This is a genomic window from Rhodococcus sp. USK10 (assembly GCF_019378875.1).
Taxonomy (GTDB): Bacteria; Actinomycetota; Actinomycetes; order Mycobacteriales; family Mycobacteriaceae; genus Rhodococcus_F; species Rhodococcus_F pseudokoreensis.
Window position 1 is genome coordinate 2,644,398 of sequence record NZ_CP076048.1, and the last position, 24,449, is coordinate 2,668,846.

General features: G+C 69.5%; 24 protein-coding genes. 9 read left to right on the forward strand and 15 right to left on the reverse strand.

The window, feature by feature from the left end; translation table 11 throughout:
* The first annotated feature begins 73 nt into the window (after window positions 1–73).
* Window positions 74–1,285: an SfnB family sulfur acquisition oxidoreductase gene (locus tag I1A62_RS19205; protein WP_124391038.1), complete on the forward strand. Its 1,212-nt coding sequence runs from the start codon at window positions 74–76 to the stop codon at window positions 1,283–1,285.
* A 60-nt stretch (window positions 1,286–1,345) separates the two neighbouring features.
* On the opposite strand, the gene I1A62_RS19210 is transcribed toward I1A62_RS19205, so the two are convergent.
* The 4 genes from I1A62_RS19210 to I1A62_RS19225 all read right to left on the reverse strand — a co-directional run bounded on the left by I1A62_RS19210 (window position 1,346) and on the right by I1A62_RS19225 (window position 5,845).
* A complete protein-coding gene (locus I1A62_RS19210; RefSeq protein WP_219459442.1) occupies window positions 1,346–2,818 on the reverse strand; it encodes a DUF4185 domain-containing protein in 1,473 nt (490 codons plus the stop codon).
* A 155-nt stretch (window positions 2,819–2,973) separates the two neighbouring features.
* Window positions 2,974–4,053: a VIT1/CCC1 family protein gene (locus tag I1A62_RS19215; RefSeq protein WP_124391036.1), complete on the reverse strand. Its 1,080-nt coding sequence runs from the start codon at window positions 4,051–4,053 to the stop codon at window positions 2,974–2,976.
* Between the two features lie 68 nt (window positions 4,054–4,121).
* Window positions 4,122–4,790, reverse strand: a complete 669-nt coding sequence (locus I1A62_RS19220) for a vancomycin high temperature exclusion protein (RefSeq protein ID WP_219459443.1) — start codon at window positions 4,788–4,790, stop codon at window positions 4,122–4,124.
* A gap of 20 nt (window positions 4,791–4,810) precedes the next feature.
* On the reverse strand, window positions 4,811–5,845 hold the full coding sequence (locus tag I1A62_RS19225; RefSeq protein ID WP_124391034.1) for an ABC transporter permease: 1,035 nt from the start codon (window positions 5,843–5,845) through the stop codon (window positions 4,811–4,813).
* 96 nt (window positions 5,846–5,941) lie between these two features.
* Here I1A62_RS19225 and I1A62_RS19230 point away from each other — a divergent pair, with 96 nt between their 5' ends.
* Together I1A62_RS19230 and I1A62_RS19235 are read left to right on the forward strand one after the other, a co-directional pair.
* The gene (locus I1A62_RS19230; protein ID WP_124391033.1) at window positions 5,942–6,541 is read left to right on the forward strand and encodes a TetR/AcrR family transcriptional regulator; all 600 of its coding nucleotides are present in this window, start codon (window positions 5,942–5,944) and stop codon (window positions 6,539–6,541) included.
* Between the two features lie 5 nt (window positions 6,542–6,546).
* A complete protein-coding gene (locus I1A62_RS19235; protein WP_257890842.1) occupies window positions 6,547–6,939 on the forward strand; it encodes a hypothetical protein in 393 nt (130 codons plus the stop codon).
* 6 nt (window positions 6,940–6,945) lie between these two features.
* Here I1A62_RS19235 and I1A62_RS19240 read toward each other — a convergent pair whose 3' ends face one another.
* Complete coding sequence (locus I1A62_RS19240) at window positions 6,946–8,358, reverse strand: FUSC family protein (protein ID WP_219459444.1); 1,413 nt, start codon at window positions 8,356–8,358, stop codon at window positions 6,946–6,948.
* 66 nt (window positions 8,359–8,424) lie between these two features.
* On the opposite strand from I1A62_RS19240, the gene I1A62_RS19245 reads away from it, so the two are divergent.
* Window positions 8,425–8,949 carry a MarR family winged helix-turn-helix transcriptional regulator gene (locus tag I1A62_RS19245; RefSeq protein WP_219459445.1) on the forward strand — a complete coding sequence of 175 codons (525 nt, stop codon included), beginning with the start codon at window positions 8,425–8,427 and terminating at the stop codon, window positions 8,947–8,949.
* 14 nt (window positions 8,950–8,963) lie between these two features.
* Here the strand turns inward: I1A62_RS19245 and I1A62_RS19250 are convergent, their stop codons facing one another.
* Window positions 8,964–9,437, reverse strand: a complete 474-nt coding sequence (locus tag I1A62_RS19250) for a hypothetical protein (protein ID WP_219459446.1) — start codon at window positions 9,435–9,437, stop codon at window positions 8,964–8,966.
* Window positions 9,438–9,498: 61 nt separating this feature from the next.
* Entirely contained in the window at window positions 9,499–10,314 is an 816-nt protein-coding gene (locus tag I1A62_RS19255; RefSeq protein ID WP_219459447.1) for a DUF72 domain-containing protein, read from the reverse strand.
* Between the two features lie 82 nt (window positions 10,315–10,396).
* On the opposite strand from I1A62_RS19255, the gene I1A62_RS19260 reads away from it, so the two are divergent.
* From I1A62_RS19260 to I1A62_RS19275, 4 genes are all read left to right on the forward strand, one after another.
* Entirely contained in the window at window positions 10,397–10,717 is a 321-nt protein-coding gene (locus I1A62_RS19260) for a GYD domain-containing protein (RefSeq protein WP_124391028.1), read from the forward strand.
* A 79-nt stretch (window positions 10,718–10,796) separates the two neighbouring features.
* A complete protein-coding gene (locus I1A62_RS19265; protein WP_219459448.1) occupies window positions 10,797–11,354 on the forward strand; it encodes a hypothetical protein in 558 nt (185 codons plus the stop codon).
* A gap of 41 nt (window positions 11,355–11,395) precedes the next feature.
* Window positions 11,396–12,250: an LLM class F420-dependent oxidoreductase gene (locus tag I1A62_RS19270; RefSeq protein WP_124391026.1), complete on the forward strand. Its 855-nt coding sequence runs from the start codon at window positions 11,396–11,398 to the stop codon at window positions 12,248–12,250.
* A gap of 117 nt (window positions 12,251–12,367) precedes the next feature.
* Window positions 12,368–13,774: an AarF/ABC1/UbiB kinase family protein gene (locus I1A62_RS19275; protein WP_219459449.1), complete on the forward strand. Its 1,407-nt coding sequence runs from the start codon at window positions 12,368–12,370 to the stop codon at window positions 13,772–13,774.
* A 14-nt stretch (window positions 13,775–13,788) separates the two neighbouring features.
* Here I1A62_RS19275 and I1A62_RS19280 read toward each other — a convergent pair whose 3' ends face one another.
* From I1A62_RS19280 to I1A62_RS19315, 8 genes are all read right to left on the reverse strand, one after another.
* Window positions 13,789–15,036 carry a VWA domain-containing protein gene (locus I1A62_RS19280; protein ID WP_219459450.1) on the reverse strand — a complete coding sequence of 416 codons (1,248 nt, stop codon included), beginning with the start codon at window positions 15,034–15,036 and terminating at the stop codon, window positions 13,789–13,791.
* A gap of 7 nt (window positions 15,037–15,043) precedes the next feature.
* The gene (locus tag I1A62_RS19285; RefSeq protein WP_219459451.1) at window positions 15,044–16,618 is read right to left on the reverse strand and encodes a TerD family protein; all 1,575 of its coding nucleotides are present in this window, start codon (window positions 16,616–16,618) and stop codon (window positions 15,044–15,046) included.
* Window positions 16,619–16,627: 9 nt separating this feature from the next.
* A complete protein-coding gene (locus tag I1A62_RS19290) occupies window positions 16,628–17,866 on the reverse strand; it encodes a TerD family protein (protein WP_124391022.1) in 1,239 nt (412 codons plus the stop codon).
* A 62-nt stretch (window positions 17,867–17,928) separates the two neighbouring features.
* Window positions 17,929–18,807 carry an HAD family hydrolase gene (locus I1A62_RS19295; RefSeq protein WP_219459452.1) on the reverse strand — a complete coding sequence of 293 codons (879 nt, stop codon included), beginning with the start codon at window positions 18,805–18,807 and terminating at the stop codon, window positions 17,929–17,931.
* Window positions 18,804–19,913, reverse strand: a complete 1,110-nt coding sequence (locus I1A62_RS19300; protein WP_219459453.1) for a cysteine protease StiP family protein — start codon at window positions 19,911–19,913, stop codon at window positions 18,804–18,806. The genes I1A62_RS19295 and I1A62_RS19300 overlap by 4 nt, the downstream gene beginning before the upstream one ends.
* Window positions 19,910–21,193 (reverse strand): phosphoribosyltransferase family protein, encoded by a 1,284-nt coding sequence (locus I1A62_RS19305; RefSeq protein WP_219459454.1) that lies wholly within the window; start codon window positions 21,191–21,193, stop codon window positions 19,910–19,912. The genes I1A62_RS19300 and I1A62_RS19305 overlap by 4 nt, the downstream gene beginning before the upstream one ends.
* A complete protein-coding gene (locus I1A62_RS19310) occupies window positions 21,190–22,416 on the reverse strand; it encodes an HpcH/HpaI aldolase/citrate lyase family protein (protein ID WP_219459455.1) in 1,227 nt (408 codons plus the stop codon). The genes I1A62_RS19305 and I1A62_RS19310 overlap by 4 nt, the downstream gene beginning before the upstream one ends.
* Before the next feature lie 12 nt (window positions 22,417–22,428).
* A complete protein-coding gene (locus I1A62_RS19315) occupies window positions 22,429–23,550 on the reverse strand; it encodes a hypothetical protein (RefSeq protein ID WP_219461273.1) in 1,122 nt (373 codons plus the stop codon).
* Between the two features lie 258 nt (window positions 23,551–23,808).
* Here I1A62_RS19315 and I1A62_RS19320 point away from each other — a divergent pair, with 258 nt between their 5' ends.
* Complete coding sequence (locus tag I1A62_RS19320; protein WP_087555181.1) at window positions 23,809–24,384, forward strand: TerD family protein; 576 nt, start codon at window positions 23,809–23,811, stop codon at window positions 24,382–24,384.
* The last annotated feature ends 65 nt before the right edge of the window (window positions 24,385–24,449 follow it).

A 24,449-nucleotide genomic window follows, 5' to 3' on the forward strand; every position in this document is an offset into this window, starting at 1 on the left:
CCGAACCCCGAGTCCGGCCACCGTCGACGGTGGCCGGATTCGGTGCGTCCGCACCACCGACCCACGGAGAACCATGACCGCCGTCCAGAACGCCCACCGCATCAGCGACGAGACCGAAGCCCTCACCGTCGCCGCCGATCTCGCCGCGCACTTCGCCGAGGAGGCGGCAGCGCGCGATTCCGGCCGACAGCTGCCGTACGAACAGGTGCGGGCGCTCGCCGCGTCCGGACTGCTCGCGCTCGGCGTTCCCCGCGAGCACGGCGGCATCGACGCGCGGACCGAAACCCTCACCGAAGTGTTCCGCCTTCTCGCCGAGGGCGATCCGAGCATCGCGCAGATCCCGCACAGCCACTACACGTTCCTCGAGGTGCTGCGCCACCAGGGCACACCGGCGCAGCAGGAGTTCTTCTACTCCGAGGTGCTCGCGGGGCGCCAATTCGCCAACGCCCAGAGCGAGCGCGGAACGAAAACGATCGACATCGACGCCACGACCCTCACCGAGCAGGGTGGGAATTTCGTCGTCGACGGTCGCAAGTTCTACAGCACGGGCGCGCTGTTCGCCGACTGGATCGCGGTGCGGGCCACGCTTCCCGGGCGGACGACGCCGGCCGGGAAACCGGCCAAGGCCGTCGCCTACCTGCCGCGGACCGCCGCCGGACTGTCGATCGTCGACGACTGGGACGGCATGGGGCAGAAGACCACCGCGAGCGGAACCGTCACCCTCGACGCCGTCCGGGTGCCCGCGTTCCACGTCGTGCCGTTCTCCCCCATCTTCGACGCACCCACCACCTACGGCTCGCAGGCGCAGATCCTGCACGCCGCGATCGACGCCGGGATCGCCGCGGCCGCGCTGAACGAGGGCGTGCGCGCCGCCCGCAGTGCGAGACCGTATTTCGAGGCGGGCGTCACCGACGCCGTCGACGATCCCCTGCTGATCCAACTGGCCGGGGAGGCCGCGGTCGGCGTCCGGTCCGCGACGGCAGTGCTCCGGGAGGGTGCGCGCAGCATCGACGCGGCGCGGCGCACTCTGACCGAGCAGACCGCCGCGGTCGCCTCGATCGACGCCGCCGCGGCCAAGGTCGCCGCCGCACGCGCGTCCCTCGAGGCGTCGAGCGTGCTGTTCGAACTGGGCGGCACCCGCAGTGCGTCGGACACGTCGAACCTGTCGCGGTACTGGCGCGACGCCCGCACCCACACGCTGCACGACCCCACGCGGTGGAAGATCCAGCACATCGGCCGGTGGACGCTGTCGGGCACCGTCCCGCCCCGGCACGGCCTGCTGTAGGCGGCTCCGCCGCCCGTGCGTGGTGAACGAGTCCAGAGACTCCTTAACCACGCACGGGCGCTAGGCGCCCAAGTCCGCCTTCATCAGGAACACGTTGTAGTCCGACCAGGTCGACATGGTGAAGTACAGTTCGTCGCCGCTGGACCACGGGTGGATGAAGCCGCCGTACAGTTCCGGGTATTCGGCGGCGCTGACCATCGGCGCCCCGCCGGACCAGACGCCCTGCGGCGAGTCGGACTCACGGAGCACGATGGCCGCCTTGGACGTGTCGAGGTAGGTCATCTGCCACTTGCCGGTGGCTTCCTCGTACCGCACGGACAGTTCGGCGGCGGGGGCGTCCACGATCGGCGTCGCCTCCGTGTAGCCACCGACCGGCGTCCAGTTGCCGTTCTGCCAGTACTGGTACGCGGACGTGTTGAGCACGTCGGCGGCCGGGACGCGCGCCAGACCGATGGCGCCGAGCCTCGTGTTGGGGGTTCCGAACATGTACACGAAGTCGCCGGCCGGGACCATCGACGCGACCTGGAACTTGGTGACCCCGAAGATGTTGTCCCACTTCGCGTACGGGTCCTTGGTCCACGTCGATCCGCCGTCGTCGGAGTAGGCGATGCCGCCGTAGTTCGTCCACCAGGTGGCGGGGATGCTGTTCCAGGTGCGGATCGACATGTAGCTCATGTACTGCCGATTCCCGACGGCGAAACCGGATGTCGGGATGGTGGTGATCTCGATGTTGTCGAGTTTGCGGCTGTCGAGCAGTTCCGCCGCGTGGCACCGGCTGTCCTGGACCATGCTGTCGAGGCTCATGCCGTCGGACAGGTTGCGGTCGGAGCTGAAACCGAGGACGTTGCTGCGCCAGTCGTCGCCCTGGCCGCCGGGCGGCTGGAATCCCTTGCCGACGGTGTCACCAAATGCGACGGCGACCTGGTCGGGGGCGCTCTCCCAGATGATACCGAGGTCGGTGCCGTTGACCTGGTAACGCTTGTCGGTGCGGCTGACGGAGCCGGCGCCGGTCACCTTGGCCACGCGGGTCACGTCGCCGATCTTCGGGGTGGCCGGGGCCGCGCTGCGCGGCGCCTCCTCGGTCGCGGGGTGGACGAGGGGCGGCGGCGGGGGCAGTTCGATGTCGGCGCCCGGGACGGGAATGCCGAAGTGGAAGGGCGTGAACTTCACGCTGACGTCCGGGATGTTCAGCTCGCTCGACAGGTTTCCCGGGGCGTGGTCGGTCTCGTCGGTGAGATCCGGGCACGGATCGGTGCACGTGTCGGCGGGCAGCGCCTGCGAGACGCGGACGGGATCCGTGACCGGGGCGGGATAGGGCACCGTCGTGATCTTCGGGTACGGGATCGGAATCTCGAGCTTGTCCGGGATGAGCGAGTGCGTCTCGTTCGACACCTCGCTCGCGCAGGGTCCGCTGCCGGGGATTCCGTTGGCTACCGGCTCGGGTTCCGCGACGGCGGCGTTCTGGTTGGAATAGGCAATCATGCCCGAACCGATCGCCACAGCCGCGACCGACGCGATCCACCTCTTCGACATCCCCGACCCCTCCGTCAACACCGGCCACACCCGGCGAGGGGAACATAACATCGCCCTCCTACGCTCGCCGGTCACCACACGCCATACCTGGCGGTAACATTTGCGTCCCGATCAGGGAAGGGGCTGTGATGTCTGACAGGCAGCGACAAGCTTTCTCAGGCGCCGGTTCCGAACAGCATGCCCAGCAGATAGGTAGCGGCGGCTGCGCCGTACCCGATTGCCAGCTGGCGTAGCGCCCGTTTGACCGGGGGTCCACCCGACAGCAACCCCACCACCAGGCCGGTTCCGAGCAGCGCGACGCCGACGAGCGCGGCCGCGACCATGAGCGCGGCGGTCCCTTCCATGCCGAAGAGATACGGCAGCACGGGGATCACCGCACCGGACGCGAAGAAGCAGAAGCTCGCCGCCGCCGCACCGAGCCCGGTGCCGATGGCCTCGTGTTCGTCGACGGCCTCCGCACCCGAAACAGGCTCGGGCGCAGCGGCTCTCCGCAACACGTCGGCCGCGCGTTTCTCGGCGTCCTCGGCGGGCATGCCCCGCGCCCGGTACACGAGTGCGAGTTCGTTCGCGTCGACGTCGAGGAGCGGCACCGCCTCGCGGGCGCCCTCCCCCGGCGCCGACGCCTCGAGCAATTCGCGCTGCGACCGCACGGACACGTACTCGCCCGCACCCATCGACAGCGCGCCCGCGAGCAGCCCGGCGAGCCCCGTCAGTAGCACGATGTGATTGTCGACGCCGCTACCGCTGATGCCGAGCACGAGGGCGAGATTGCTGACCAGGCCGTCGTTGGCACCGAACACGGCAGCACGAAACGTGCCGGACAGACGATTTCGCCCACGCGCCGCCAGCGCCCGCACCACTTCTTCGTGGATGCGTTCGTCCGCGCCCATGGCGACGGTGGCGTCGACGTCCGTCGGGTACGGCGATCGGGTCTCCGCGCGTTGCGCGAGGGCGAGCACGAACACCGATCCGAACCGCCGGGCCAGCACGCCGAGGATGCGCGTGCGGACGTCACCGCGAACGGGTTTGCCGACGTGCTCGCCGAGCAGCGCACGCCAGTGCGCCTCGTGCCGTCCCTCGGCGTCGGCGAGCGCCAGCAGAATCTCGCGTTCCTCGCCGGTGCGGCGTTTCGCGAGATCGCGGTAGACGGCGGCCTCGGCACGTTCGTCGGCGAGGTAGCGACGCCATTTCCGGACCTCGCGCGGACCGGGATCCGGTCGTGCACCCGCAACCATCGTGAGCCTCCCGATCGTCGACGGGTCGAAGCCTACCGACGCGACTACCGCACCGCGGCGGTTCGAGGTCAGTCCCCGGCGGCGAGGGCCTTGCCGAGCGAGTCTTCGGGTTCGGAGACCACCACCGGGTCGCGTCCGGACAGCAGGTCGAGGACGGCCTTGGGCCGCGCCAGCGATTCGCGCACGGTGTTCCTGGCCATCGTGACCGGGCGGCATTCGCACCCGGCGTTGACGCCGGCGACGTCGATTCCGGCGCCGCGGCACAGCGCGACCGCGCGGGGGACGTGGAAACCCTGAGTGACGATGAGCGCCTTGGTCACTCCGTACATCTGGACGGCCCTCGCGCACGTGTCGTACGTGTCGAGCCCGTACCGGTCGCCGACGATCCGGCTGCGGTCGATGCCCTTCTCGACCAGGTATTCCGTCATCGCCGCGATCTCGTCGCCGGATCTGCCTGCGCCGTCGCCCGAGACGAGCACCGCCCGCGCACGCCCGTCCTGCACGAGGCGGACGGCGACGTCGAGGCGCCCGGCCAGATACTCCCGGGGTTTGCCGTCGCGCACCTGCGCACCGAGAACGATGACCACGGGAGCTTCGGGTGCGTCCTCGACGTCGTAGACGTGCCCCTCGGCCTCGCGCGAGATCCACACCGTCGAGGCCGCGACGACGAGGACCGCGAGCGCGCCGAGGCCCGCTCCGATGCCGACCAGTCGGCGGACGATCCGTCGTTCCCCCATGCCGCCATCAAACCACAGCGTCAGGCGACGGCCGGTTCTTGCGGGGCGCGCCGCTCACGCAGTCCGGATACCACGCACAGGCCGAGCCCGAACAGGATCCAGCAGCTCAGCACGAGCAGGCCCGCGCCGGCTCCGTGTCCGTCGAAGAACGCCGTCGACCGCACCACGGTTCCCGCCGCTCCGGGCGGCAGGAGCTGACCGAACGCGCCCCACCCCGAGGGCAGCCATGCCGGGGAGGTCGCCAGTCCCGACAGCGGGTTGGCGAGGAACATCATCGTCACCGCGCCGAGCGCGAACCCCGCGATGCCCAGAACCGATTCGAGCCCGAGGACGGTCAGGGAGATGGCGGCGATTCCGAGGATGACGGCACCGGAAGTCGTCCAGTAGTCACCATCGACACTTCCGAGACCGAACTGCAGAATTGCGGTCAGCGCCAGTCCGGCGCTCACGGCGAAGAGCACCGCACCCGCCACCCTGCTCTTGACGCTGTGCGGGAACAGTCGTACCAGCACGATCGCGGGGATCATGCCGCCGAAGACCAGCGGAAGCGCCAAGCCGCCGAGGCCGGCCCCGGCGGGGTCGTCGGCCGTCAACGGAACGACGTCCTCGACCGGAACAGGCTGTCCCGCAGTCGCGCTCATGCCCGCTGCGAGACCGTTCATCGTCTGCGCGATGGGTGCCCCGCCTGCGCCGGCGGACAGGACCTTCATGCCCTCCGGTGTCGCGACGATTCCGCCGACCACCTCCCGGTGCTCGATCGCCGTCCGGACCGCCTCGGCGTCCGCGAACCGCTCGGTGGCGAAGGCCCCCGGTCGACCTGCCTCGAGTGCGGCGTCGATCCGGGTGACGGCCGCGTCGGGTCCCGCGACGCCCAGCCGCAGGTCGTGTGGGCCGCTGTGGACGGCAGGCAGCGCGAACGCCAGCAGCATCACGGCGATCACGGCGGTGAGTCCCAGCACGACGGCGATCATTTTCACCGGATCGGACGGGCCGTTGCTCGCCTGCCCGGCAGATTCGATGCGCGGGTCGAGTGTCCCGGTATCCGAAGTGCTCATCGGACTCCCCTTCAACTAAGTGGAGGAAATTCCTCCAGTATTTGTGGAGAATATTCCTCCGGTTATGCTGGGTTGTCAAACGAAAGAGGTGCCCCGATGCGAGCCGACGCGCTGGAACGCCGCAACACCCTGATCAAGGCGGCCCGGGCGGTGTTCGCCGACCGCGGCCACGATGCGCCACTCGACGCCATCGCCGCGCACGCCGGCGTCGGGATCGCCACCTTGTACCGGAATTTTCCGAGCCGGGACGACCTCGCCCACGCCGTCGCCCGGACGACGCTCGCCGAGGTCCGGGAACTCGCCGTCCGGGCGCTGGACGAGTGCGCGGACGAACCCGACGCGGCATGGCGACGGTTCGTCGACGCGGTGGTCGAACTGCGGATCGGAGCGTTGGTTCCCGCGCTGGTCGACAGCCTCGACGAACTGCCGCCCGACGTGCGCGACACGAGGGAGCAGACGAAGGCGACGGTCACCGAGCTCGTTCACCGACTCCAGGAGTTCGGGCTGGTCCGCGAGGACATCGTGCCGCTCGAGATCGTCATGGGGATCGCGATGCTCACCCGGCCGCACGTGCTGATGTTCGAGAACACGACGGCCAATCTCGTTCCGCGGCTGATCACGGTCTTCCTCGCCGGGTTGCGCCCGGACGGGTCTCCGCTGCCGCCGCCGATCTTCCCGGCCGCGGCTGTACTGTGACGAACATGCAGCAAGGGGGGCCTGCGCCACAACCATGGAATCACCCACGTGCCGGTGACGAGCAGTTGCCGCGACTCAACGGCTGGGACGTGGCGGTGTCTGCGGCGGCGATCGTCGTCGCGGTCGCGGTCGCCAGCATCTCCGCGGTCGCGGCGTTCTTCTGGCTGCTGTTCCTGGACTACTGCCCACCCGAGACCTGCAGCGCCGAGAACGCGTGGATCGCGGTGTGCGTCTCACTCGCGGTCGCGGCACTGGTGACCGTGATGGGCGGCGCGGTCACGATCGCCCACATCGCGCGGCACACGGTCGCGTGGCCGGTGGCGTGCGGGACCCTCGTCCTCTGCGCGGCCGCGTGCGCGATCGGGTTCGCCGGTTACGTCTCGGCGACGGGAATCTGAGCGTCCTCAGGCCACGTGATGGTGGTCGGTCCGGCTGATCGCGACGGCCGAGACGATCACACCGACCACCACACCGACGAGGGTGTCGACGACGCGGCTCACCGCGATGTCCGGCGCCACCGCCGACCCGAGACCCGTGAGCAGCAGCGCCATGGGAGTGATGGCGACGGACGCGAACGCGTAGTTCTTGATGACCACCAGTTCTGTCACGGTCTGCAGCACCACGATCACCACGACGGTCTGCCAGTACCCCATCGCCGCGGCGATCAGCCCGGCGGCGAGGACAGCGCCCGCCACGTTGCCGACGAGACGTTGAATCCCCCGCTGCACGGTCTGACTGAAGTTGAACCCCTGCATCGCGGCCATCGCACCCATCGACGCCCACAGCGGATGTTCCAATCCCACTGCCACACAAATCCATCCGGCCAGTGCTGCGGCGGCGGCAATACGGGCGGCGTTGACGATCCCCTCACGCGACCGCAGTCCCCGGAGCCCTTCCGCGAGGAAGCCGGCCGGCTTCGGCAACGCCGCGGCCTCCACATCGAAAGCCGGAAGGTCGCTGCGGCGCTTCACCTTACGAAGCTCGGACTCGTGATCGACGAGCGCACGCAGGGTGTCGTGGTCACGCTCGTGCGCCCACCGATCGACCACGGTGTCGGCTTCGGCGAGAAGCGCGAACAACTGATGGGAGTGACCGTCCCTGCCCCGGCCGCTGTGCGCGATCACGTCCCTCGCGTTGTCGATGGCCTTGCGGGCGGCCGCGATCGCGGAGGCGTCGTGCGCACGTTCCAGCTGTGCGACGGCGGCGAGCGCCCGCGCCACCGCCAGTCGCGCGGGACCGAGAGGAACGAACAGGCAGGGCGCCATGGCGGCGAGCCAGCCCACGGCGACACCCGTCGCCACGGCGACGACCGCCGGTCCGAGATCCGCGAGCCGCGTCGAGTACCCGGCCGCCGCGGTGGCCGCGAAGATCAGGATGACGGGACCGGGGCCGGCGATCCGGAACGCCGCCAGCAGCCATGCAGCGATCCCCGACGCCACGGCCATGACCGCTATCTGCAGCCAGAGGGACAGTCCGGCCGCACCGAGGAGTGCTCCCCCGGCGACGAAGACGACGAGTGCGACACCGACGAGACCCGTCTTGCGGGCGAGCCGCGGGTACGGCTCGTATCGGCCGAACGCGGCGGTCAGCGCACCCAGCGCCGCGAAGCCGGCGAGGTTGCCGTGCCCGAGCAGGCCGCCGATCACCAGCACCAGCGCCGTCGCCGCACCCACCCGCAGGGCGGGGGCGATGGTGGCGTCCGCGGTCCGGACCTCGAACGCCCGGCGCCACGTCGACGGCGCCACCGAGTGGGCCAACGCCCCACGAGAGTGATGGAGCCGGCTGAGGTCGGGTGCGAATCGAGGAGAAGCCTGCATGACCCGAGCCTACCGTATATTTCACTAGTAAAATAGTTGTGAAATAGTGTGAAGTTGGTCGCTACGATGGTTTTCATGAGCCCTGCCCCACGTCCGGATGAGGATTTCACCGATCGCGTACGACGCGAATGGGCGGAGACCCATCCCGACGTGGACACCTCACCGATCGAGGTGATGGGTCGCATCACCCGGATCGGATCCCAGGCCCTGCAGCAACTCGACCGCGCCCTCGACGCGAGCGGGGTCTCGCGGGCCGAGTTCGACGTCCTGTGCGTGCTCGCCCGCAGCGACCGGCCCCTGCGGGCCAGCGAGGTCACCGCCGTGACCATGCTCAGCGGCGCCTCCACCACCAAGCACGTCGACCGCCTCGGCCGACTGGGACTCGTGGAACGGCTGCCCTTCGAACGGGACGGCCGCGTCGTGCTGCTCCACCTGACCGAGGCCGGACGCGCCCTCGTCGACACCGAATTCCCGCAGCGCGTCGAACGCGACCGGCAATTCCTCGAGGGACTGGACGAGGACGAGCGCGCGGTGCTGGCGGGTCTGCTCCGACGGATCGCCGCCAACGTCGAGTCAGGACTGCGCCCGTAGATCGGCCAGTGGACTCAGGGCATCTCCACGGTTTCGGCGCGCGCGATCTCGTCGAGCGCCCGGCGCACGTAGCCGTCGGCGGGCACCTCCGCCGCGCTCAGAAGGTCGGCGATCACCAGGATCGCGGCCTCGACGGAATGCTCGGGCCTGCGCGGGTTCTCCTCGACGTCGGCCACACCGAGCGCGCCGGTCAGCACGGTGACCAAGGAGTCGACGTTCACGGCAGGCAACCAGAGCGCCGCCGCCCGCGCGCACCGGGTGAGCACCTCCTGCACGTCCTCCCCCGTCAGTCCGTCCGGGTGCAGCGTCTCGAGGAGTTCCCGGACCACCCCGGCCAGCACCGCGCCGACCTGCTCCGCGGGCAGGGCCGCCAGGTCTTCGGTCGCCTCGGTCAGCGCGGCCGCATCCGACGCCCGTGCCGCGACGATGGCGACGTCCAGCGCTTCGGCGATGTCACGCGCAACAGCAGGCCAGTGAGTGGGCCACATCCGGTAGATCCTCTTCTCGTATCCGTCGAACCGAGGCTACTGAATCATGGGGCACCGACAGTCAGCGCAGCCGCTCGATCAGCCGCAGCGCGTCGAACGGGGCGTACCCCTTCATGTCGTTGTCGAAGTAGGCGAAGCAGTCGAGCCCCTGCCCCCGCCACCGCCCGATCTTGCGCGCCCACTCGTCGAGGGCCTCGTCGGTGTAGCCGCTCGCATACAGTTCCTTGTCGCCGTGCAACCGCAGGTAGACGAAATCGCTCGTGACCGCCTCCACGAACGGGTACCGGCCCGCCGTGTCGGCGACGACGAACGCGACGTCGTGCGCGCGGAGCAACTCCTTCGCCTCCTCCGCCTCGAAGCTGTGGTGGCGAACCTCGAGCGCGTGACGGACGGGGCGGTCGGCGTCGGTTTCGGTCCACGTCCGGTCGCCGGTGAGCTTGTCGTCGTGCCGCTCTGCGAGCGCCACGGCCTCGGCGGTCGTCCGCGGCAACTGGCCCAGGAACGCTGCGAGACTCGCCGCGTCGAACGCGAGCGTCGGGGGCAGTTGCCACAGCAGCGGTCCGAGCTTCGGGCCCAGCGCGAGCACCCCGGAGGCGAGGAAGTTCGCCAGCGCCGCCTCGACACCGACGAGTCGTTTCATGTGCGTGATGTAGCGACCGCCCTTGACGGCGAACACGAAATCGTCCGGTGTCTCGTCGCGCCACTTCGCAAAACTCGTCGGCCGCTGCAACGCATAGAAGGAACCGTTGATCTCGATCGACGTCAAACGCCCCGCGGCGTAGGCCAACTCCTTGCGATGCGCCAGTCCTTCCGGGTAGAAGTCGCCGCGCCACCCGGGATACGTCCAGCCGGAAATACCTACGCGGGCCTGCGCCATCTCCCGACCCTAGCGCGGAACCTATTGCATGTGGCCCGTCCCGGGAGAACCATGAGAAGACCCCACAATCGAGGAGGCACCGATGCCGAGATATCTCTGGCAGGTCACGTACTCACCCGAAGGCGCGAAAGGACTGCTCAGCGAAGGCGGCACCGCACGACGCGACGCGATCACCCAGATGGTCGAAAGCGTCGGGGGCACAGTCGAATCCTGCTACTTCGCACTGGGTGGCCGGGATCTGTTCGTGATCGGTGATGTGCCCGACGACGTGGCCGCCGCCGCGCTCGGCATCCGCACCGCCGCCTCCGGGGCGGCACGGTCGGAATCGGTAGCGCTGCTGACACCGGAGCAGGTGGACGACGCAGTTCGCCGCGACGCCGAATATCGGGCGCCCGGCAGCTGATCGACCCCACTGCCTGCGGCGGCGAATATCGTTCTGCAGGATGATGTGCAGCCGCGGAGTCGGCCGATACCGTCGAGCCATGTCTGCCGACCAGACCTACTCGACGACCGTGAATCCGTTCACCACCGACTCCGCTCGCCGTGCCCTGTTCGCGCTGAGGGCCTTTCCCGCCGGCCTCGCCGCACTCGGCGCCGCCGCGATCGGGCAGCACCGGTGGGCCACGCGGTGGCAACTCGACGCCGCCGGCCGGTGGTCCGAACAGGCGCGTCCGTCGTCGCCGCTGCGCGTCCTCACCCACTCCGTGCTGTCGCTCCTGGTCGGGACGGTCGCATGGTTTGTGGTAGCCCTGAGCGTGATCGCCGCGTTCCGCGGGCTGTTCTACGGGCTGATCACCGACGACTCCTACGCGTACAGCTGGGGTGGCCCGACGCTCGCCGGCGCCTGGCTGGTGCATCTCGTGCTCGGTCTGCTGCTCGTGCCGGTCGCCGTGTGGATCCTGCGGGGCATCGCGGTGCTGCAGACCGGACTCACCCGGCGCCTGCTCGGCGACGGCGGTCCGGCATGGGTCGTGCCCGTCGCGCTGGTCCTCGCCGTCGCCGGCGCACTGCTGTTCCGGTCGTGGCTCCACCAGATCTGAGATGCCGGAATGAATGTGCGCGAGGGAAGGTTGCACGCCACATGACGGAGACCACAGGAGAAACCCCGCAGCTCGGACAGTTCGGCGTCTGGCGTCACGCCGGCGGATTGGCACCCGAGGTGGGTGCCGCGATCGAATCGGCAGGTTACGGCGCGATCTGGATCGGCGGTTCGCCGCCTGCCGACCTCGACGTCGCCGAACGCCTGCTCGACGCGACGTCCACCATCACCGTCGCGACCGGCATCGTGAACATCTGGACCGCACCCGCCGACGACATCGCGACCTCCTTCCACCGGCTCGAGGCCCGTCATCCGGGGCGCTTCCTCCTCGGCATCGGCGTCGGCCATCCCGAACAACCCGGTCTGAACTACAACAAGCCGTATGCCGCGCTCGTGGAGTACCTCGACGTCCTCGACGCCGCGGGGGTCCCGGCGGGACGACGCGTCCTCGCCGCGCTCGGCCCGAAGGTGCTCGAGCTGTCGGCGGCCCGCGCCGCAGGCGCCCACCCGTACCTGACCACTCCGCAGCACACCCGGGAAGCGCGTGAGCTGCTCGGCCCCGGCCCGGTGATCGCACCGGAGCAGAAGGTCGTGCTGGACACCGATCCGGAACGGGCTCGTCCCGTCGGACGTGCGGCGGTCGAGAATCCGTACCTGCATCTGCGCAATTACGTCAACAACCTGAAGCGGCTCGGGTACACCGACGAGCAGATCGCGAACGGCGGCAGCGACGAGCTGATCGACGCACTCGCCGCCCACGGCGACGCCCCCTACATCGCGGGCCGCCTCCGCGAACATCTGGACGCGGGCGCCGATCACGTCGCGATCCAGGTGCTGCCCGCCGGTGACGATCCCATCCCTGCGCTGCGGGAACTCGCGGGCGCGCTGGGACTCTGAGTTCTGCTAACGAAATAGTGTGATGGCGGGTACCGCATACTGAAAAGCGTTCGCCGAAACGGTCGGGGTATGGTCCCCTTCTGAACGGCAGGCAGGACTGAACGCAAGGTAGGAACTGTGCACGAGCCAACGCCACGTCCGGTCGGCCCATACGCTTCGGGGCCGCCACCTGCAGCCCTGACCGTGCATTCCGCGAGACTCGACCGGTTCCGCGCGGCCGAGTTGTGGCGGGCGCTGGTCATCGGCGTGGTCGTCGTCGCCTACACACTGCTCTCGCTCGTCACCTGGCCCGTCCGGCGTCGCGGCCGCACCCTCGCGGACGCGGCGTCGGAGGGCCTGGTCAACGGATTCGAGGTGCTCGGCCCGACGTTCGTGAAGGTCGGGCAGCTGATGGCGTCGTCGTCCGGCGTGTTTCCCGCCCCGCTGGCCAACGCCTGCCTGCGGTGTCTCGACGACGTGCCGCCGGTACCCGCGCAGGAGGCCCGCCGGGTGATCGAGGCAGATCTGGGACATCCCGTCGACGCGCTGTTCGCGTCGTTCGACGACGTCCCCCTTGCCGCCGCCTCCGTCGCACAGGTCCACGGCTGCGTGCTCCCCGACGGCCGGGAAGCCGTCATCAAGGTGCAGCGCCCCGACATCTTCCGCCGCATGGTGGTGGACCTGCGCACCGCGTACTGGGGTGCGCGGATCCTCGAGAAACTCTTCGAGTTCTTCCGCATCGCCAACGCCACCGCCATCATCCGCGATCTCCACGCGGCCACGATGACCGAACTCAACAGCGCCGTGGAGGCCGACCGGCAGACCCGGTTCAGGACGAACATCGGCGCCTTCGGCGACAACAAGGGCGTCACCACCCCGGAGGTGTACTGGGACTACTGCGGTCCGCACGTCATCTGCATGGAACGCATGTACGGGCTGCCGCTCGACCGGTTCCCCGACCTCGTCCACATGGACACCCGCATGCTGATCCGCCGCGGCGTCAAGGTGTGGATCGAGTCCGTCATCCTGCACGGCCCGTTCCACGGCGACGTGCACGCCGGAAACCTGTGGGTCCTCGACGACGGGCGCATCGCGATGCTCGACTTCGGCATCGTCGGTGAGCTACCCGAATCGTGGCGGCAGATCCTGCGCGACATGTTCTACGCGACGCTGATCGACGGCGACTTCTCCCGCATGGCGCGCGGAATCCGCAACCTCGGCTACGCGCAGGACAACGACGCCACCGACGACGAGATCGGCCTCCAGGTGGCGGCCGCCCTCGCACCCCTGCTGGGCCGGGACCTCGGCGAGTTGCGGCTCAGCGAACTCATCATGGCACTCATCGGCATCGGCAAGAATTGGGGCGTCGCCAGCCCGGAGGAACTCGTCCTGTTCGGGAAGCAACTCGGCTACTTCGAGCGCTACGCCACCGAACTCGCGCCCGGCTGGGTGATCGGACAGGACCTGTTCCTGTTCCGCAACGTCTTCCCCGACGCCGTCGCCGCGAAGGCCCGCGAACTCGGGGTGGAACTACCCGACGAGTGACTCGTGTCCGTGCGTCACCCGACCACACCCGCCGACTTCGCGGCGCGCAGCCAGTCGGGGAACTCACTGAGCAGGCGGCGGTACAGTTCGGCGTCGTCGATCCTGTCGAGGTCGTCGACGGCGAAAAACCCGGCGTTGTCGAGGGTCCGCCCGTCGAGGGTGTCGAGTTTCTCGAGCAGTCCGTAGTCGGCGCGGCCGATTCCGACGAACTGCCAGAACGCGGGCAGACTCGACGCCCGGCGCATGAGTTCGCTGATCTTGGCGCGCTGCTGGAATCCGCCGTCGGTGAAGAACAGCACGAGGGTGGGGGTCCCGCCCCGCGGCGGCAGACTGGAGACGATGTCGGTCATGATCGGCAGTTCGTCGTTGTAGCCGCCGATTGCCTTGTAGTCGATTCCGCCGTGGACGCCGCCGAGATGCAGGAACGTATCGCACCAACTGTCGACCTCGTGCACGGCGATGTCGGGCAGGCGCGCGAAGTTCTTGGCGTAGAGATACGGTTCGAGGCGACCGTCGTCGTCGATCTGCGTGGCCACCGGCACCATCCGCTCGACCACCCTGTTGATCGCCCGGGTCGAATACTGACGCCGCATGCTGCCCGTCTTGTCGATCACCAGAACGACTCGGGCGCGCGTCTCACCTGCACCCTTGTGCAGCAACACCTTCGCGACTTCACGCTTGCGCATGTCGAGCGTCTGCCGCTTCTCGAACGTCAGACCCAGCTCGTCCGGCACCGTTCGCACGGCAACATCGTCGGCGGAGTCGGAATCCGTCACGTCGACGCCGTGCTCGGTGACGAGGACAGCGAGCCCGCCGTCCCACCCGGCCGAGACGTTGCGCACCTTCCATCCGGAACCACGCCGATACACCTCGACGAGTACGGCGGCGCGCTCGGTGCTCAGCCCGGACGCGTCCGCCCCCAGCGACACCCCGGAGTTCTCGATCACAACGCCCAACCCGACGCGATCGGCGAGACTGCCGGGCACCGAGTCGTCGAGGGCGACGGCGATACTGAGCTTGTCGATGTCGGCGGGCACCGCCGCGAGATCGAGGTCGACGCCGTCTGCCGCTGCCAACCGCACGGCCCCCTCGGGTGAACTGGGGTTGTTGAAGAAGACGAAATCCCCGTCGGACCGCACCCGTCCGTTCGCGCCGAGTTGGAAGACCATCAGGTCGACCTCGCCTCGGCGGGCACCGGCGACCGCGACACTCGTCGGCGAACAGACGATCTCGACGTTCTCGCCGCGCGCAAGACGTGTCACGGTGCACTCACCTTTCGTGGCCGGTCAGCGAATCCAGCACCGACGCCCGGTGCAGGGGGTGGTCCGGGAGCCGGTCGGGGGTCAGGATCCAGTCGTTGCGCGTCCACGGGTCGGAGACGGTGAGAACCCCCGACGTCGGAACCTGCTGCGCGATGCGTTCGAGCACCGCGACTCCCGGATCCGCAGCGGCGCCGGCGCTGTCGCCGACGATGATCAGCGACGTCCCGACTGCGGGACCGTGGTCGGCGAGGTGCACGATGCGGGCGGCGTCCTCGGTGCCGTACCCGTGCGGGAAGTCGCCGAGGATCACCAGCCGAGGTTCCGGCAGGGTGTCCCGGATCCCGTTGCGGGCCGCCATCTCTGCGAGGTCGACGCTCTCGGACAGCGCGGAGAGCCGGGCGGTGACGTCGGACGCCGCGGACACGACGGGCGAGGCCAGGAGCGCACCGAGGGGTTCGGTGAACTCGCACAGCGAGCCACTGAGGTCGACGACCTCCAGCCGCCCCGACGCCGCGGGCGACGCCACCAGCATGCGCGCAGCCAGTGCCGCGACGACCGGTGCGGCCTCGGCCGGTTCGCCGACGATCCAGAGGGGACGCCCCAGCGGGTAGTGGACGCAGAACGGGACCCGCAGTTCGCCGAGGTCCGGTGCGGACAACTCGCCGAGCCTCAGGCCGTCCGTCACGGCGGTGTGGGTGACCGGGTTCGTCCACGCGGCGGATTCGAACGTGGCCAGCGACCGCGGCAGCAGCGGATCGATGACGCGGAGTTCCTCGGCCAGTTGCGAAGTCTCGCCGTCGAATTTGCGTTGCGCCTCGGCGGCGAGGGCGTCGGACCGCTCCTGCGCCCGGGCTTGCGACTGCGCGACCGCCGGACTGTTGCGGGTGGACGGGTCGGCCACCGACGCGGACAGTTCGTCGTCCAGCCGCGTCTGCGCGTAGTCGCGGGAGGACCGGAACGAGGCCGCCGAACGGGCGGCGTCCTCGAAGATCATCCACGCTCTCTCGAACGAGTGGGCCGGGTCGAGCGGTATGCCCGCCGGACCGGGCGTCGCCGGAACCTCTTCGGCGACAGGGTGCGCGGGTTCGTCTACGTCGACGCCGTGCCTGGCGAGAAGTTCGGCGAGGCCGCCGTCGTATCCCTGCCCGACGGCGCGGACCTTCCAGTCGGTGCCGCGGCGGTAGATCTCCAGGCAGATCGCGGCCGCCTCGGAACCGACCAGCGGGACGTCGAAAACGACCACGGTACCGCCGCTTTCATCGGCGAGCGTGGCCGACAGACCCGACCGGGCCAGCGTCGCCGGACCGCTCGGGGATGCCGGATCGACACTGACCACGCAGAGCACCCCCGCCGCGGCGGCGTCCACCTCGTCCAGGTTCAGCCGGACCGTTCCGTCCGCGTCGAGTTCCACGCCGGCGGCGCGCCGCTGGTTGTAGAACACGAAATGGTCCGAGGACAGCGCGCGGAGATCGCCGTCGACGATCAACGCCGAGACGTCGACCGGTGTCGCGTCGACTGCGCGGAAACGCAGTACGCGCGACGGCAGCGGGGCGTTCTGCCCCGGAACGAGGTGGACCGTCACCAACCGCCCCTAGACGCCGAGGAACCGGGCGAGTTGAGGCGCGGCCTCACCGGCGTGCTTGGCCTGGATGCCCTCACCGATGGCCTGGAGCTTCCATTCGCCGCCCACCCGGTACACCTTCGCCATCACCATTCCGGTGAACGGCATCCCGCCCTGCAGCGTGAACCGGGCGAGTTCGGCGTTCGACGTGGTGTCCACCAGGCGGCAGAACGCGTTCTTCACCTGTTCGAACGTGTGCCCGCGGTACGACGTCACGATGAACACGATGGTCGAGACATGCGGCGGAATGCGGGTGAGATCCACGAGGATCACCTCGTCGTCGCCTGCGCCCTCGCCGGTGAGGTTGTCGCCCTGGTGCCGGATCGACCCGTCCTTCGACGTCAGCTGGCCGTAGTAGGCGACGTCGACCATGTTGCTGTCCGCGAACAGGACCGCCGACGCGTCGAGGTCGACGTTGGCGGAACGGTTTCCGAACATGCCGCGCTTCTCGATCGGATCCCAGCCGAGTCCCATCTGGATGTACGTCAGCGCGACGCCACCGTCCTTGCGGAGCGTGACCTTCTGCCCCTTGCTCAGGCTCACCGGCCGCGACTTGGTGAGGCTGACCTCGGCCGGAGCCGCAGGGGCGGCGGGCGCCGGGGGCACAGGCGGTGCAACCGGTGCAGCCGGCGGCGGGTAGGCAGGAGCAGGGGTGGCCTGCGGTGCCGGTGGCTGCTGGACGGGGGCGGCCGCCGGTGCGGGAGCGTCGTCGACGGACACGCCGTGATCGGTGACGAGTGCGGCGAAACCGCCGGCGTAGCCCTGCCCGACGGCCCGCACCTTCCACGCGCCCTGGCGGCGGTACAGCTCGAGCGCGATGACGATCGACTCGGAGTTCAGTCCGTCGATCCGGTACTCGTACAGCGCGTTTCCAGCGCCGTCGGTGACCCGGGCCGTCGGCGGGGCGGAGCGGCCGAAGTTGCTGGTGGCGTCGTCGAGTGTGATGACCGCGCGCACCTGGGCGATGTCGGCGGGTACCGCGCCGAGGGACACCTTCAGCGACGCCGCCTGGCCGGGGGCCCCGGGCACGAGTTGCACGCCGGGACCGGACGGCTGGTTGAAGAAGACGAAGTCGGCGTCCGAGCGGACCTTCCCCGAGTCCGTGACGAGCAGCGCGGACAGGTCGGCGGCGGCGGTCAGCTCGAGGGAGACGATGACGTCGTCGACGCTCAGTGGGCCGTTCTGACCCTTGGCAAGCGGAGTGGACACTGCGGTGGTTCCTTCACTGTGGGAGCGTCGGGTTTGTCCCGTTTGGCCTGTTTGCTTACAACCTACAAAAGAGCGCCCGCGGCCGTCGTCCCCGCACCCCGCTCGACGCGGTCCGCGAACCAGCGCAGGATCTCCTCACCGGCGGCGATCCCGCTGCTTCCGGTCACGGACAGGGTCGGATGCTGCCAGTCGAGCGTTTCGAGTTCGCCGTGCCGGGGGCGGATGGCGGCATCGGCGGCACTGAGCATGTTGGCGTCGAGCGCCCCGTCCCCCGCCGCGAGCACGGGCGCTTCCGCCGCGAGCACGCCGTCGTCGACGAGCCGGGAACGGACCTCCGCGACGGCACGGCTCTTGCACACCGCGTCGGGCATCGTGTAGACCTTGCGGCCCTGGCGGGACGCACCCCACCCCCGATCCACGCACCAGTCGTTCCACTCCTCGACGAAGCCTTCGGGCATCGCGTCGAGGTCCACGACCAGGTAGGAGAACAACTCGTCGGCCACCCGGGACGACCGGACCCAGCTGTCGTCGATCCGGCGGCTCAACTCGGCCCCGACCTCCACCAGCGACGCACCGCCGTCGGCGATCGCGACGTCGACGCCCGACCGCCAGCCCGCATCGGGGACCCCGTCGACGAGGATGTTCCCGCCGTTGGTGGTGATCGCGTACCGCCACGGCGCCCCCGGCAGGTCGATGCGCTCGAACTGCGCGACGGTGCGAGTGGTGGTGGGCACGACCACGGCGGACGCGGTGAGCGTGCGCAGCATGGCCTCGGCGGCCGACGTGACGTAGGACAGGGGTTTGCCGTCGTACACCTCGACGCACAGAAGATCGTCGTCGCCGGCCGCGGACGTCACGTCGCTCTCGGTGACGGCGAGTTCCATCGCCGCGCGGGAGTAGATCATGGTCCGGTCGAGGTCCGTCGCGATCAGCGCGGTCATGTCACATCCTTGATCAGGCCCATGCACGAATACGCCAGGCCGGGAACCTCTTCGACGGGAACCGAGCGCGCGGCGGCGAGTAGCCGGATGTGCGCGTGCTCGGGGGCGTCGAGGTCGCGGACGAGCACCCGCCACGGCACCCGGCGCAGCAGCACCCGGGTGGTTTCGCCGACTCCGGGCTTCACGAAGTTCACCGTCGAGATTCCGTACTGCTCCCGGACCGCCTCGACGGACGTCCAGCCGTCCCAGGTGGGTGCCCGGTCCGACCGCAGCAGTTCCTCGACGTCGCCGGGGACGTGCTCGCGCACGTCCGCGAAGGACGCGCTGACGGAGTCGAGGAGGTGATTGGACACGTCCTCGCCCGCGAGGTGTGCGTAGAACTTGGCGCCGTGGAAGTCGCCGGGGCCGATCAGCGTGTCATTGAGGACGGTCCGCGACACCAGGCCCGACACGGTGGAGTTCAGGCACGCCGACGCGATCAGGAAGTCGTCGCGGGTGCCGAACGTGCGGACGCAGTGCCCGGGATCCGCGAGGACGGCGAGGTCGTCGTCGAACTCGGCGCCCCCGGCCTCGCGGTACTCCAAGAGTGCCTGCGACAACTCGCGGGCGATGGCACCCTTGCCCGTCCAGCCGTCGACGAAGACCACGTTCTTCGGGTCGTGGTGACGCGCGAGGTAGTCGAGCGCGACGGCGTCGATCCCGCGGTCGCGGACGATCGAGACCGCGTAGTGCGGCAGCGTCAGGCCGTGGACGTCCCGCGCCCAGCGTCGCATGAGCACGCCCACCGGGGTTCCGGCGCGCGCCAGGGACACGAAGGTGACGTCGGAGCCCCGCTCGGCCAGCACGAGGTCGGTGACCGTCCCCACCGCGCGCGCGAGTCGAATGGAGCTGTCCTGCAGCACCTTCTCGAACAGTTCGCGGTACTCCGCATCGGGCTGGTACTCGATGGGCAGCGTCTCCGCGTAGTGGGCTGCACCCGACTGGATGCGACGCTCCCGCTCGGCGACGTCGGCCTCGAGGTCGACGTGCGACAGGTCTGTGAGCAGCCAGCCCACCTCGTCGGCGGCGTACGAACCGAACGCCGGGCCGGTCAGCGGAGCCGTCACGACGACGCTCCCGCGCGTGCGGCCCGCAGCGACCGCGGGTCGGCGCCGGACACGACGGCCAGCAGCACATCCGTTCCGGCAGCGGTAAGGACGTCGAGGAGTCCGCCGCGTGCGGTGAGCCGGTCGGTGTCGGCGGCGGCGTCGACCACCGCGACCACGACGGCGTCCTCGTCCGGCCACTGCGCGTTGTAGACGAACCGCGGCTGTTCTTCCCCGGCCTCGGGGGCGGTGAAGCGGAATCCGCGGCGCAGCGGGTATCGCGGCTGGTCGAGCACGTAGGCGGGCGACCGGGACGTCGTCTGGAATCGAACCCGGAAACCGGATGCGGCGAGCGTGTCCGCGAGGCGCAGCGGAAGGTACATCAACTCTTCGTGTCCGACGACGATCACCGGACGCTGCGGGTCGAGCCGATCACGCAGCGCCGCGGCCGCCGATGCGACGGCCGCATCGAATTCCTCGGTGTCTTCCCGCAGGAAGCCGTGACGCCCACCCTCCGGAACTGCGGCGGGCCACGCCAGGTCGGCCCGCTCCACGGTCCCGGTCCGCGCGCCGATGGGATTGAGCACGGGATCCGGAAGGGCACCAACCCTGTCGGTCAGCCCATCGGGAAGCTCGGTGCGCCCCGACGCCAGACTCACGCTGTCGATCTGCACACCGAGTTCGGCGGCGGCGGCATCGACGGTGTCCCGGTGGCCCTGGTCGCGCATGTCGACGAGCGACGCCACGACGTACCTGCTGCGCGGGTTCTGCCGGTGCAGCGCGCAGATCGCGTCGACCGCGGTAGCGCCCGTGGAGATCTCGTCGTCCACGAGGACGAGCGGACGATCGCCCGCGAACAACTCGACGGACGTCGGCTGCAGCTGATGGCTGGTCGCGTGCGAGTGCCCCTCCTCGAACCCGGCGGACGTCCCGATCTCGGGGACGTCCCGGCGCGTGGAGTGCAGGTAGCACCGGGCGCGCAGCCGCGCGGCGACGCAGTGGCCCAGACCTGTTGCGGTCTCCGCGAACCCGAGTACGACGGGGTCCGCATCCGGTCCGAGGACATCGGCGACCAGATCACCGAGGCGGTCGCCGGCGCCGATCACCGCAGTCGGGTCGGTGGGCACGTGCTTGCCGAGGACCGTCGAGACGAGCAGGTGGGCGCGTCGAGGGTTGCGCCGCAGACCCGGCTCGACGAGTTCGGGGATCGTCAGCCCCGAGCTCGAATCAACGTGGGCGAGCGTCAAGCCCAGATGCTCCGTGGCCCAGGGCACCGCGCGGACCGCGGTGGGTGAACTCATCGGACGGCCAGTGCGGTCAGTAGATCCACGAACGTGATTCCTTCGTTGGTCACGCCGAACACCTTCGCCCGGACGAGTGTCTTCTCGGCCCAGCTGCGGTGCGGGCGCATTTCGTTCATCTTGTTGCGGTACCCCGACGCCTGGACGCCGCCGACGCCCTCGGCGCCGACAATGTCGAGCGCGTCGTGGTACTCCTCGTGCGTCACCGCGGACAGGGCGTGCACGGCCGCGACGTGCGTCGGGTGGATGACCGTCTTGCCCTGGATGCCGTTGGCGCGGTCGAGGGCGATCTCCCGGAGCAGACCGTCCAGGTCCCGGCTGACCAGCTGCTGACGGAACCGCACCTCGTCGTGTTCCTCGAACGGGGTGGCGCGCAGGGTCGGCCGGAACATCCGCTCGTGATCGGCGAAGTACTCCCACACCGGACCGGTGATGACGTGCCCGGTCTCGTCGGCGCGGCCCAGGAAGTTCACGATGCCGGCAATCGCGTCCGCGACCACCCGCACGTCGTAGATCGTCAGGTCGCGGTCGCGGCGGATGCCGAATGTGGCACACATGTCGGTGGCGCCGATGCGCACGGCGAGAATCCGCTCGCGGTGTTCGACGAGCAGTGCGCCGATCTTCGCGAGTTCGTCGTCGCGGGACTCGCGGTGCACCAGAGCGGGCGATTCGAGCACCGGCATCGCATACAACTGCTTGCCGAGCCGCTTCGACGCCGCGGCCAGCTCGTCGAGGAACGCGCCGCCCGTCGCACTTCCGAACTTGGGAAACACGAACCCGGACAACACCTCGACGCCGGTCGTCAGGAGGCCGGCGATCCGCCGCAGGTCCTCGGCGGCCCGCACCCGCACGAACAGCTGCATCCGCGCGCCACCACGGGTCGCCAGCAGATCCAGCGCGTCGACGGCGTTGAGCAACGCCGACTCCACCTGGTCGTCGGCCACGGCGTCCTCGAGGTCCAGGACCATCGAGCAGACCCCGTCGGCCGACCGGCGCAGGATGGTCTCCGCCAGGTCGGACCTGTTCGCGGGCACGTACAGCGTCGCGCCCAGCGCAACCGCCAGCACCGTTCGATCCTCGTCCGGCCCGAGCGCCTGCGGAGCGTGCAGGAACAGCCGGTCGTGCGTCTCGTGCTCGAGGTGGTGAAAGTGCCGCACATGCCGCACCGCTGTCGTCACACCGGACGGCACCGCCGTCGTCAGAACCTCATCGCTAATGCTCATCGTCCCCCCGTGTCATCGCTGCGCTGTGTGTCCTCTCATCTTCTGAACCACCTCGGCAATGAACACCGACACGGCATCGAGCTGGGTGACGTACGCCCAGTAGTCGGGATGCCGCCCGGTCAGTGTCCCTGCAATTCGGTCAATTCGCTCGAGCTGAGCGTCCAGGACCGACCCCCATTCCCGCACGAGCCCACGATTGACAGCCAACATCTGGGCGTCGCGGAGGCGAAATCTGATCTCGTTCTCCTTGGACCGCGGGTTCTCCCGCACGTCCCGCAGCAACAGCAGACGATCGGTGACGCCGTCGACGTTCGCCTCGGCGTCGACGAGATGGGTCCGCGCCGCGGCCGTCAGATCCAGCGCCCCCTCGGGGTTTCCCGCGGTCAGGGCCTTCTGTGCCTGTTGCAGATCGGTCTGCGCCTGCTCGATGTGCGTGCGGCTCTTGCGGTCGTTGTGGACGAGATCCGCCGAACTGGCCGCGTTGAATTCGCGGAGCAGCGCGGAGTAGGCGGGCGCGAGCCGTTCGGCCCGGGTCTGCACCGCGGCGATCCTCGTCGTCACCGACGACACGGCGTGCGCGGCGTCCCGCTCCTTGGACGGAGCCGCGGCCAGCGCCTTCTCGAGCGCCGCCGACTCCTCCCGCACCCGCGCCGCCGCGGCGCGGACCGGGTTGGCGCCGCGGGCACCCTGCAGCGCCACGACCGCGGCGTCGAGTGCGGCTCCCCGGTCGCGCATCGACGGGTAACCGGCGTAGGCGGCGCCCTCGGTCTGTACCCGATGCTGCGCCGCGGACGCGACCTGCAGCGCCTGTTGCGCGAGCTGCGGAACGGCCGCCAGCATCGCGGTCGACTCCTCGAGGTGGCCGCGATGTGTGCGGTAGAACTCGTCGAGGGTCTGCGTCGCCGCTACCAGCTGCCGCGTCACCTGCTCGTACGCGGCGGTGGCCGCGGGCGTCTGCACATTCTCGAACTGGTCTTCCGCCGCCAGGTACGCCGTCGCGGCCTGGTAGCACCCGTCGCGGACCGGTTCCCACGCCCGGCGGATTCCGCGTTCCGGGGTCAGCTCTGCGGAGGCGTCCACGGCCGCGGCGGCGATGCTCTGCCGGTTGTCCATATCGAGAAACGCTGCGACCATCGTGTCGTGGGCGCGACGAGCCGAGTCGTCGCCCCGGGCTCTTCCTCGGAAGCGTCCCGCCCATCCGCTCGTCACGCCCTGAATCGTACTGGTCGGGGCGACAACTCCGAGTGGACCGGAATTGCCTGTGCACAAACCTGTGGACAGATCGACGGATGGGACAAGTCGGACAAATTCATTATCGTGGTGTCGCACGACGAACCCGGAACTTCGACAGCTGTCGAGGGTCCACCCACCTCCTCTCGAAAGGACCCCTGAATGGGCGTCAGCTTGACCAAGGGCGGCAATGTTTCTCTCACGAAGGAGGCGCCGAACCTGACCGCGGTGGCTGTCGGACTCGGATGGGATGCCCGCTCGACCACCGGCACCGACTTCGACCTCGACGCCAGCGCCATCGGTGCGGGTGCCGACAAGAAGGTCGTGTCGGACCAGCACTTCGTGTTCTTCAACAACCTGCGCTCCCCCGACGGCTCGATCGAGCACATCGGCGACAACACCACCGGTGAGGGCGAGGGCGACGACGAGGTGATCAACGTCAACCTGGCGGCGGTCCCCGCGAACATCGAGAGCATCCTGTTCCCCGTCTCGATCTACGACGCCGAGACCCGTTCGCAGTCGTTCGGTCAGGTCCGCAACGCGTACATCCGCGTCGTCGACCAGGCCAACGGCAACGAGCTCGCCCGCTACGACCTGTCCGAGGACGCGTCGACCGAAACCGCTATGGTTTTCGGCGAGCTGTACCGCCACGGCGCGGAGTGGAAGTTCCGTGCCATCGGCCAGGGCTACGCGTCCGGGCTGGCCGGTATCGCCCGCGACTACGGCGTCAACGTCTGACGATCGCTTCGTTCCCCAGCCGGGGGAGGGTGTGACGGCATTGCCGTGACCCCCTCCCCCGGTGT

Bases quoted from the DNA above. Each gene is read 5' to 3' on its own strand.
- I1A62_RS19205 (WP_124391038.1), top strand. From the start codon at position 74: ATGACCGCCGTCCAGAACGCCCACCGCATCAGCGACGAGACCGAAGCC.
- I1A62_RS19210 (WP_219459442.1), bottom strand. From the start codon at position 2,818: ATGTCGAAGAGGTGGATCGCGTCGGTCGCGGCTGTGGCGATCGGTTCG.
- I1A62_RS19215 (WP_124391036.1), bottom strand. From the start codon at position 4,053: ATGGTTGCGGGTGCACGACCGGATCCCGGTCCGCGCGAGGTCCGGAAA.
- I1A62_RS19220 (WP_219459443.1), bottom strand. From the start codon at position 4,790: ATGGGGGAACGACGGATCGTCCGCCGACTGGTCGGCATCGGAGCGGGC.
- I1A62_RS19225 (WP_124391034.1), bottom strand. From the start codon at position 5,845: ATGAGCACTTCGGATACCGGGACACTCGACCCGCGCATCGAATCTGCC.
- I1A62_RS19230 (WP_124391033.1), top strand. From the start codon at position 5,942: ATGCGAGCCGACGCGCTGGAACGCCGCAACACCCTGATCAAGGCGGCC.
- I1A62_RS19235 (WP_257890842.1), top strand. From the start codon at position 6,547: ATGCAGCAAGGGGGGCCTGCGCCACAACCATGGAATCACCCACGTGCC.
- I1A62_RS19240 (WP_219459444.1), bottom strand. From the start codon at position 8,358: ATGCAGGCTTCTCCTCGATTCGCACCCGACCTCAGCCGGCTCCATCAC.
- I1A62_RS19245 (WP_219459445.1), top strand. From the start codon at position 8,425: ATGGTTTTCATGAGCCCTGCCCCACGTCCGGATGAGGATTTCACCGAT.
- I1A62_RS19250 (WP_219459446.1), bottom strand. From the start codon at position 9,437: ATGTGGCCCACTCACTGGCCTGCTGTTGCGCGTGACATCGCCGAAGCG.
- I1A62_RS19255 (WP_219459447.1), bottom strand. From the start codon at position 10,314: ATGGCGCAGGCCCGCGTAGGTATTTCCGGCTGGACGTATCCCGGGTGG.
- I1A62_RS19260 (WP_124391028.1), top strand. From the start codon at position 10,397: ATGCCGAGATATCTCTGGCAGGTCACGTACTCACCCGAAGGCGCGAAA.
- I1A62_RS19265 (WP_219459448.1), top strand. From the start codon at position 10,797: ATGTCTGCCGACCAGACCTACTCGACGACCGTGAATCCGTTCACCACC.
- I1A62_RS19270 (WP_124391026.1), top strand. From the start codon at position 11,396: ATGACGGAGACCACAGGAGAAACCCCGCAGCTCGGACAGTTCGGCGTC.
- I1A62_RS19295 (WP_219459452.1), bottom strand. From the start codon at position 18,807: ATGACCGCGCTGATCGCGACGGACCTCGACCGGACCATGATCTACTCC.
- I1A62_RS19305 (WP_219459454.1), bottom strand. From the start codon at position 21,193: ATGAGTTCACCCACCGCGGTCCGCGCGGTGCCCTGGGCCACGGAGCAT.
- I1A62_RS19310 (WP_219459455.1), bottom strand. From the start codon at position 22,416: ATGAGCATTAGCGATGAGGTTCTGACGACGGCGGTGCCGTCCGGTGTG.
- I1A62_RS19315 (WP_219461273.1), bottom strand. From the start codon at position 23,550: ATGGTCGCAGCGTTTCTCGATATGGACAACCGGCAGAGCATCGCCGCC.
- I1A62_RS19320 (WP_087555181.1), top strand. From the start codon at position 23,809: ATGGGCGTCAGCTTGACCAAGGGCGGCAATGTTTCTCTCACGAAGGAG.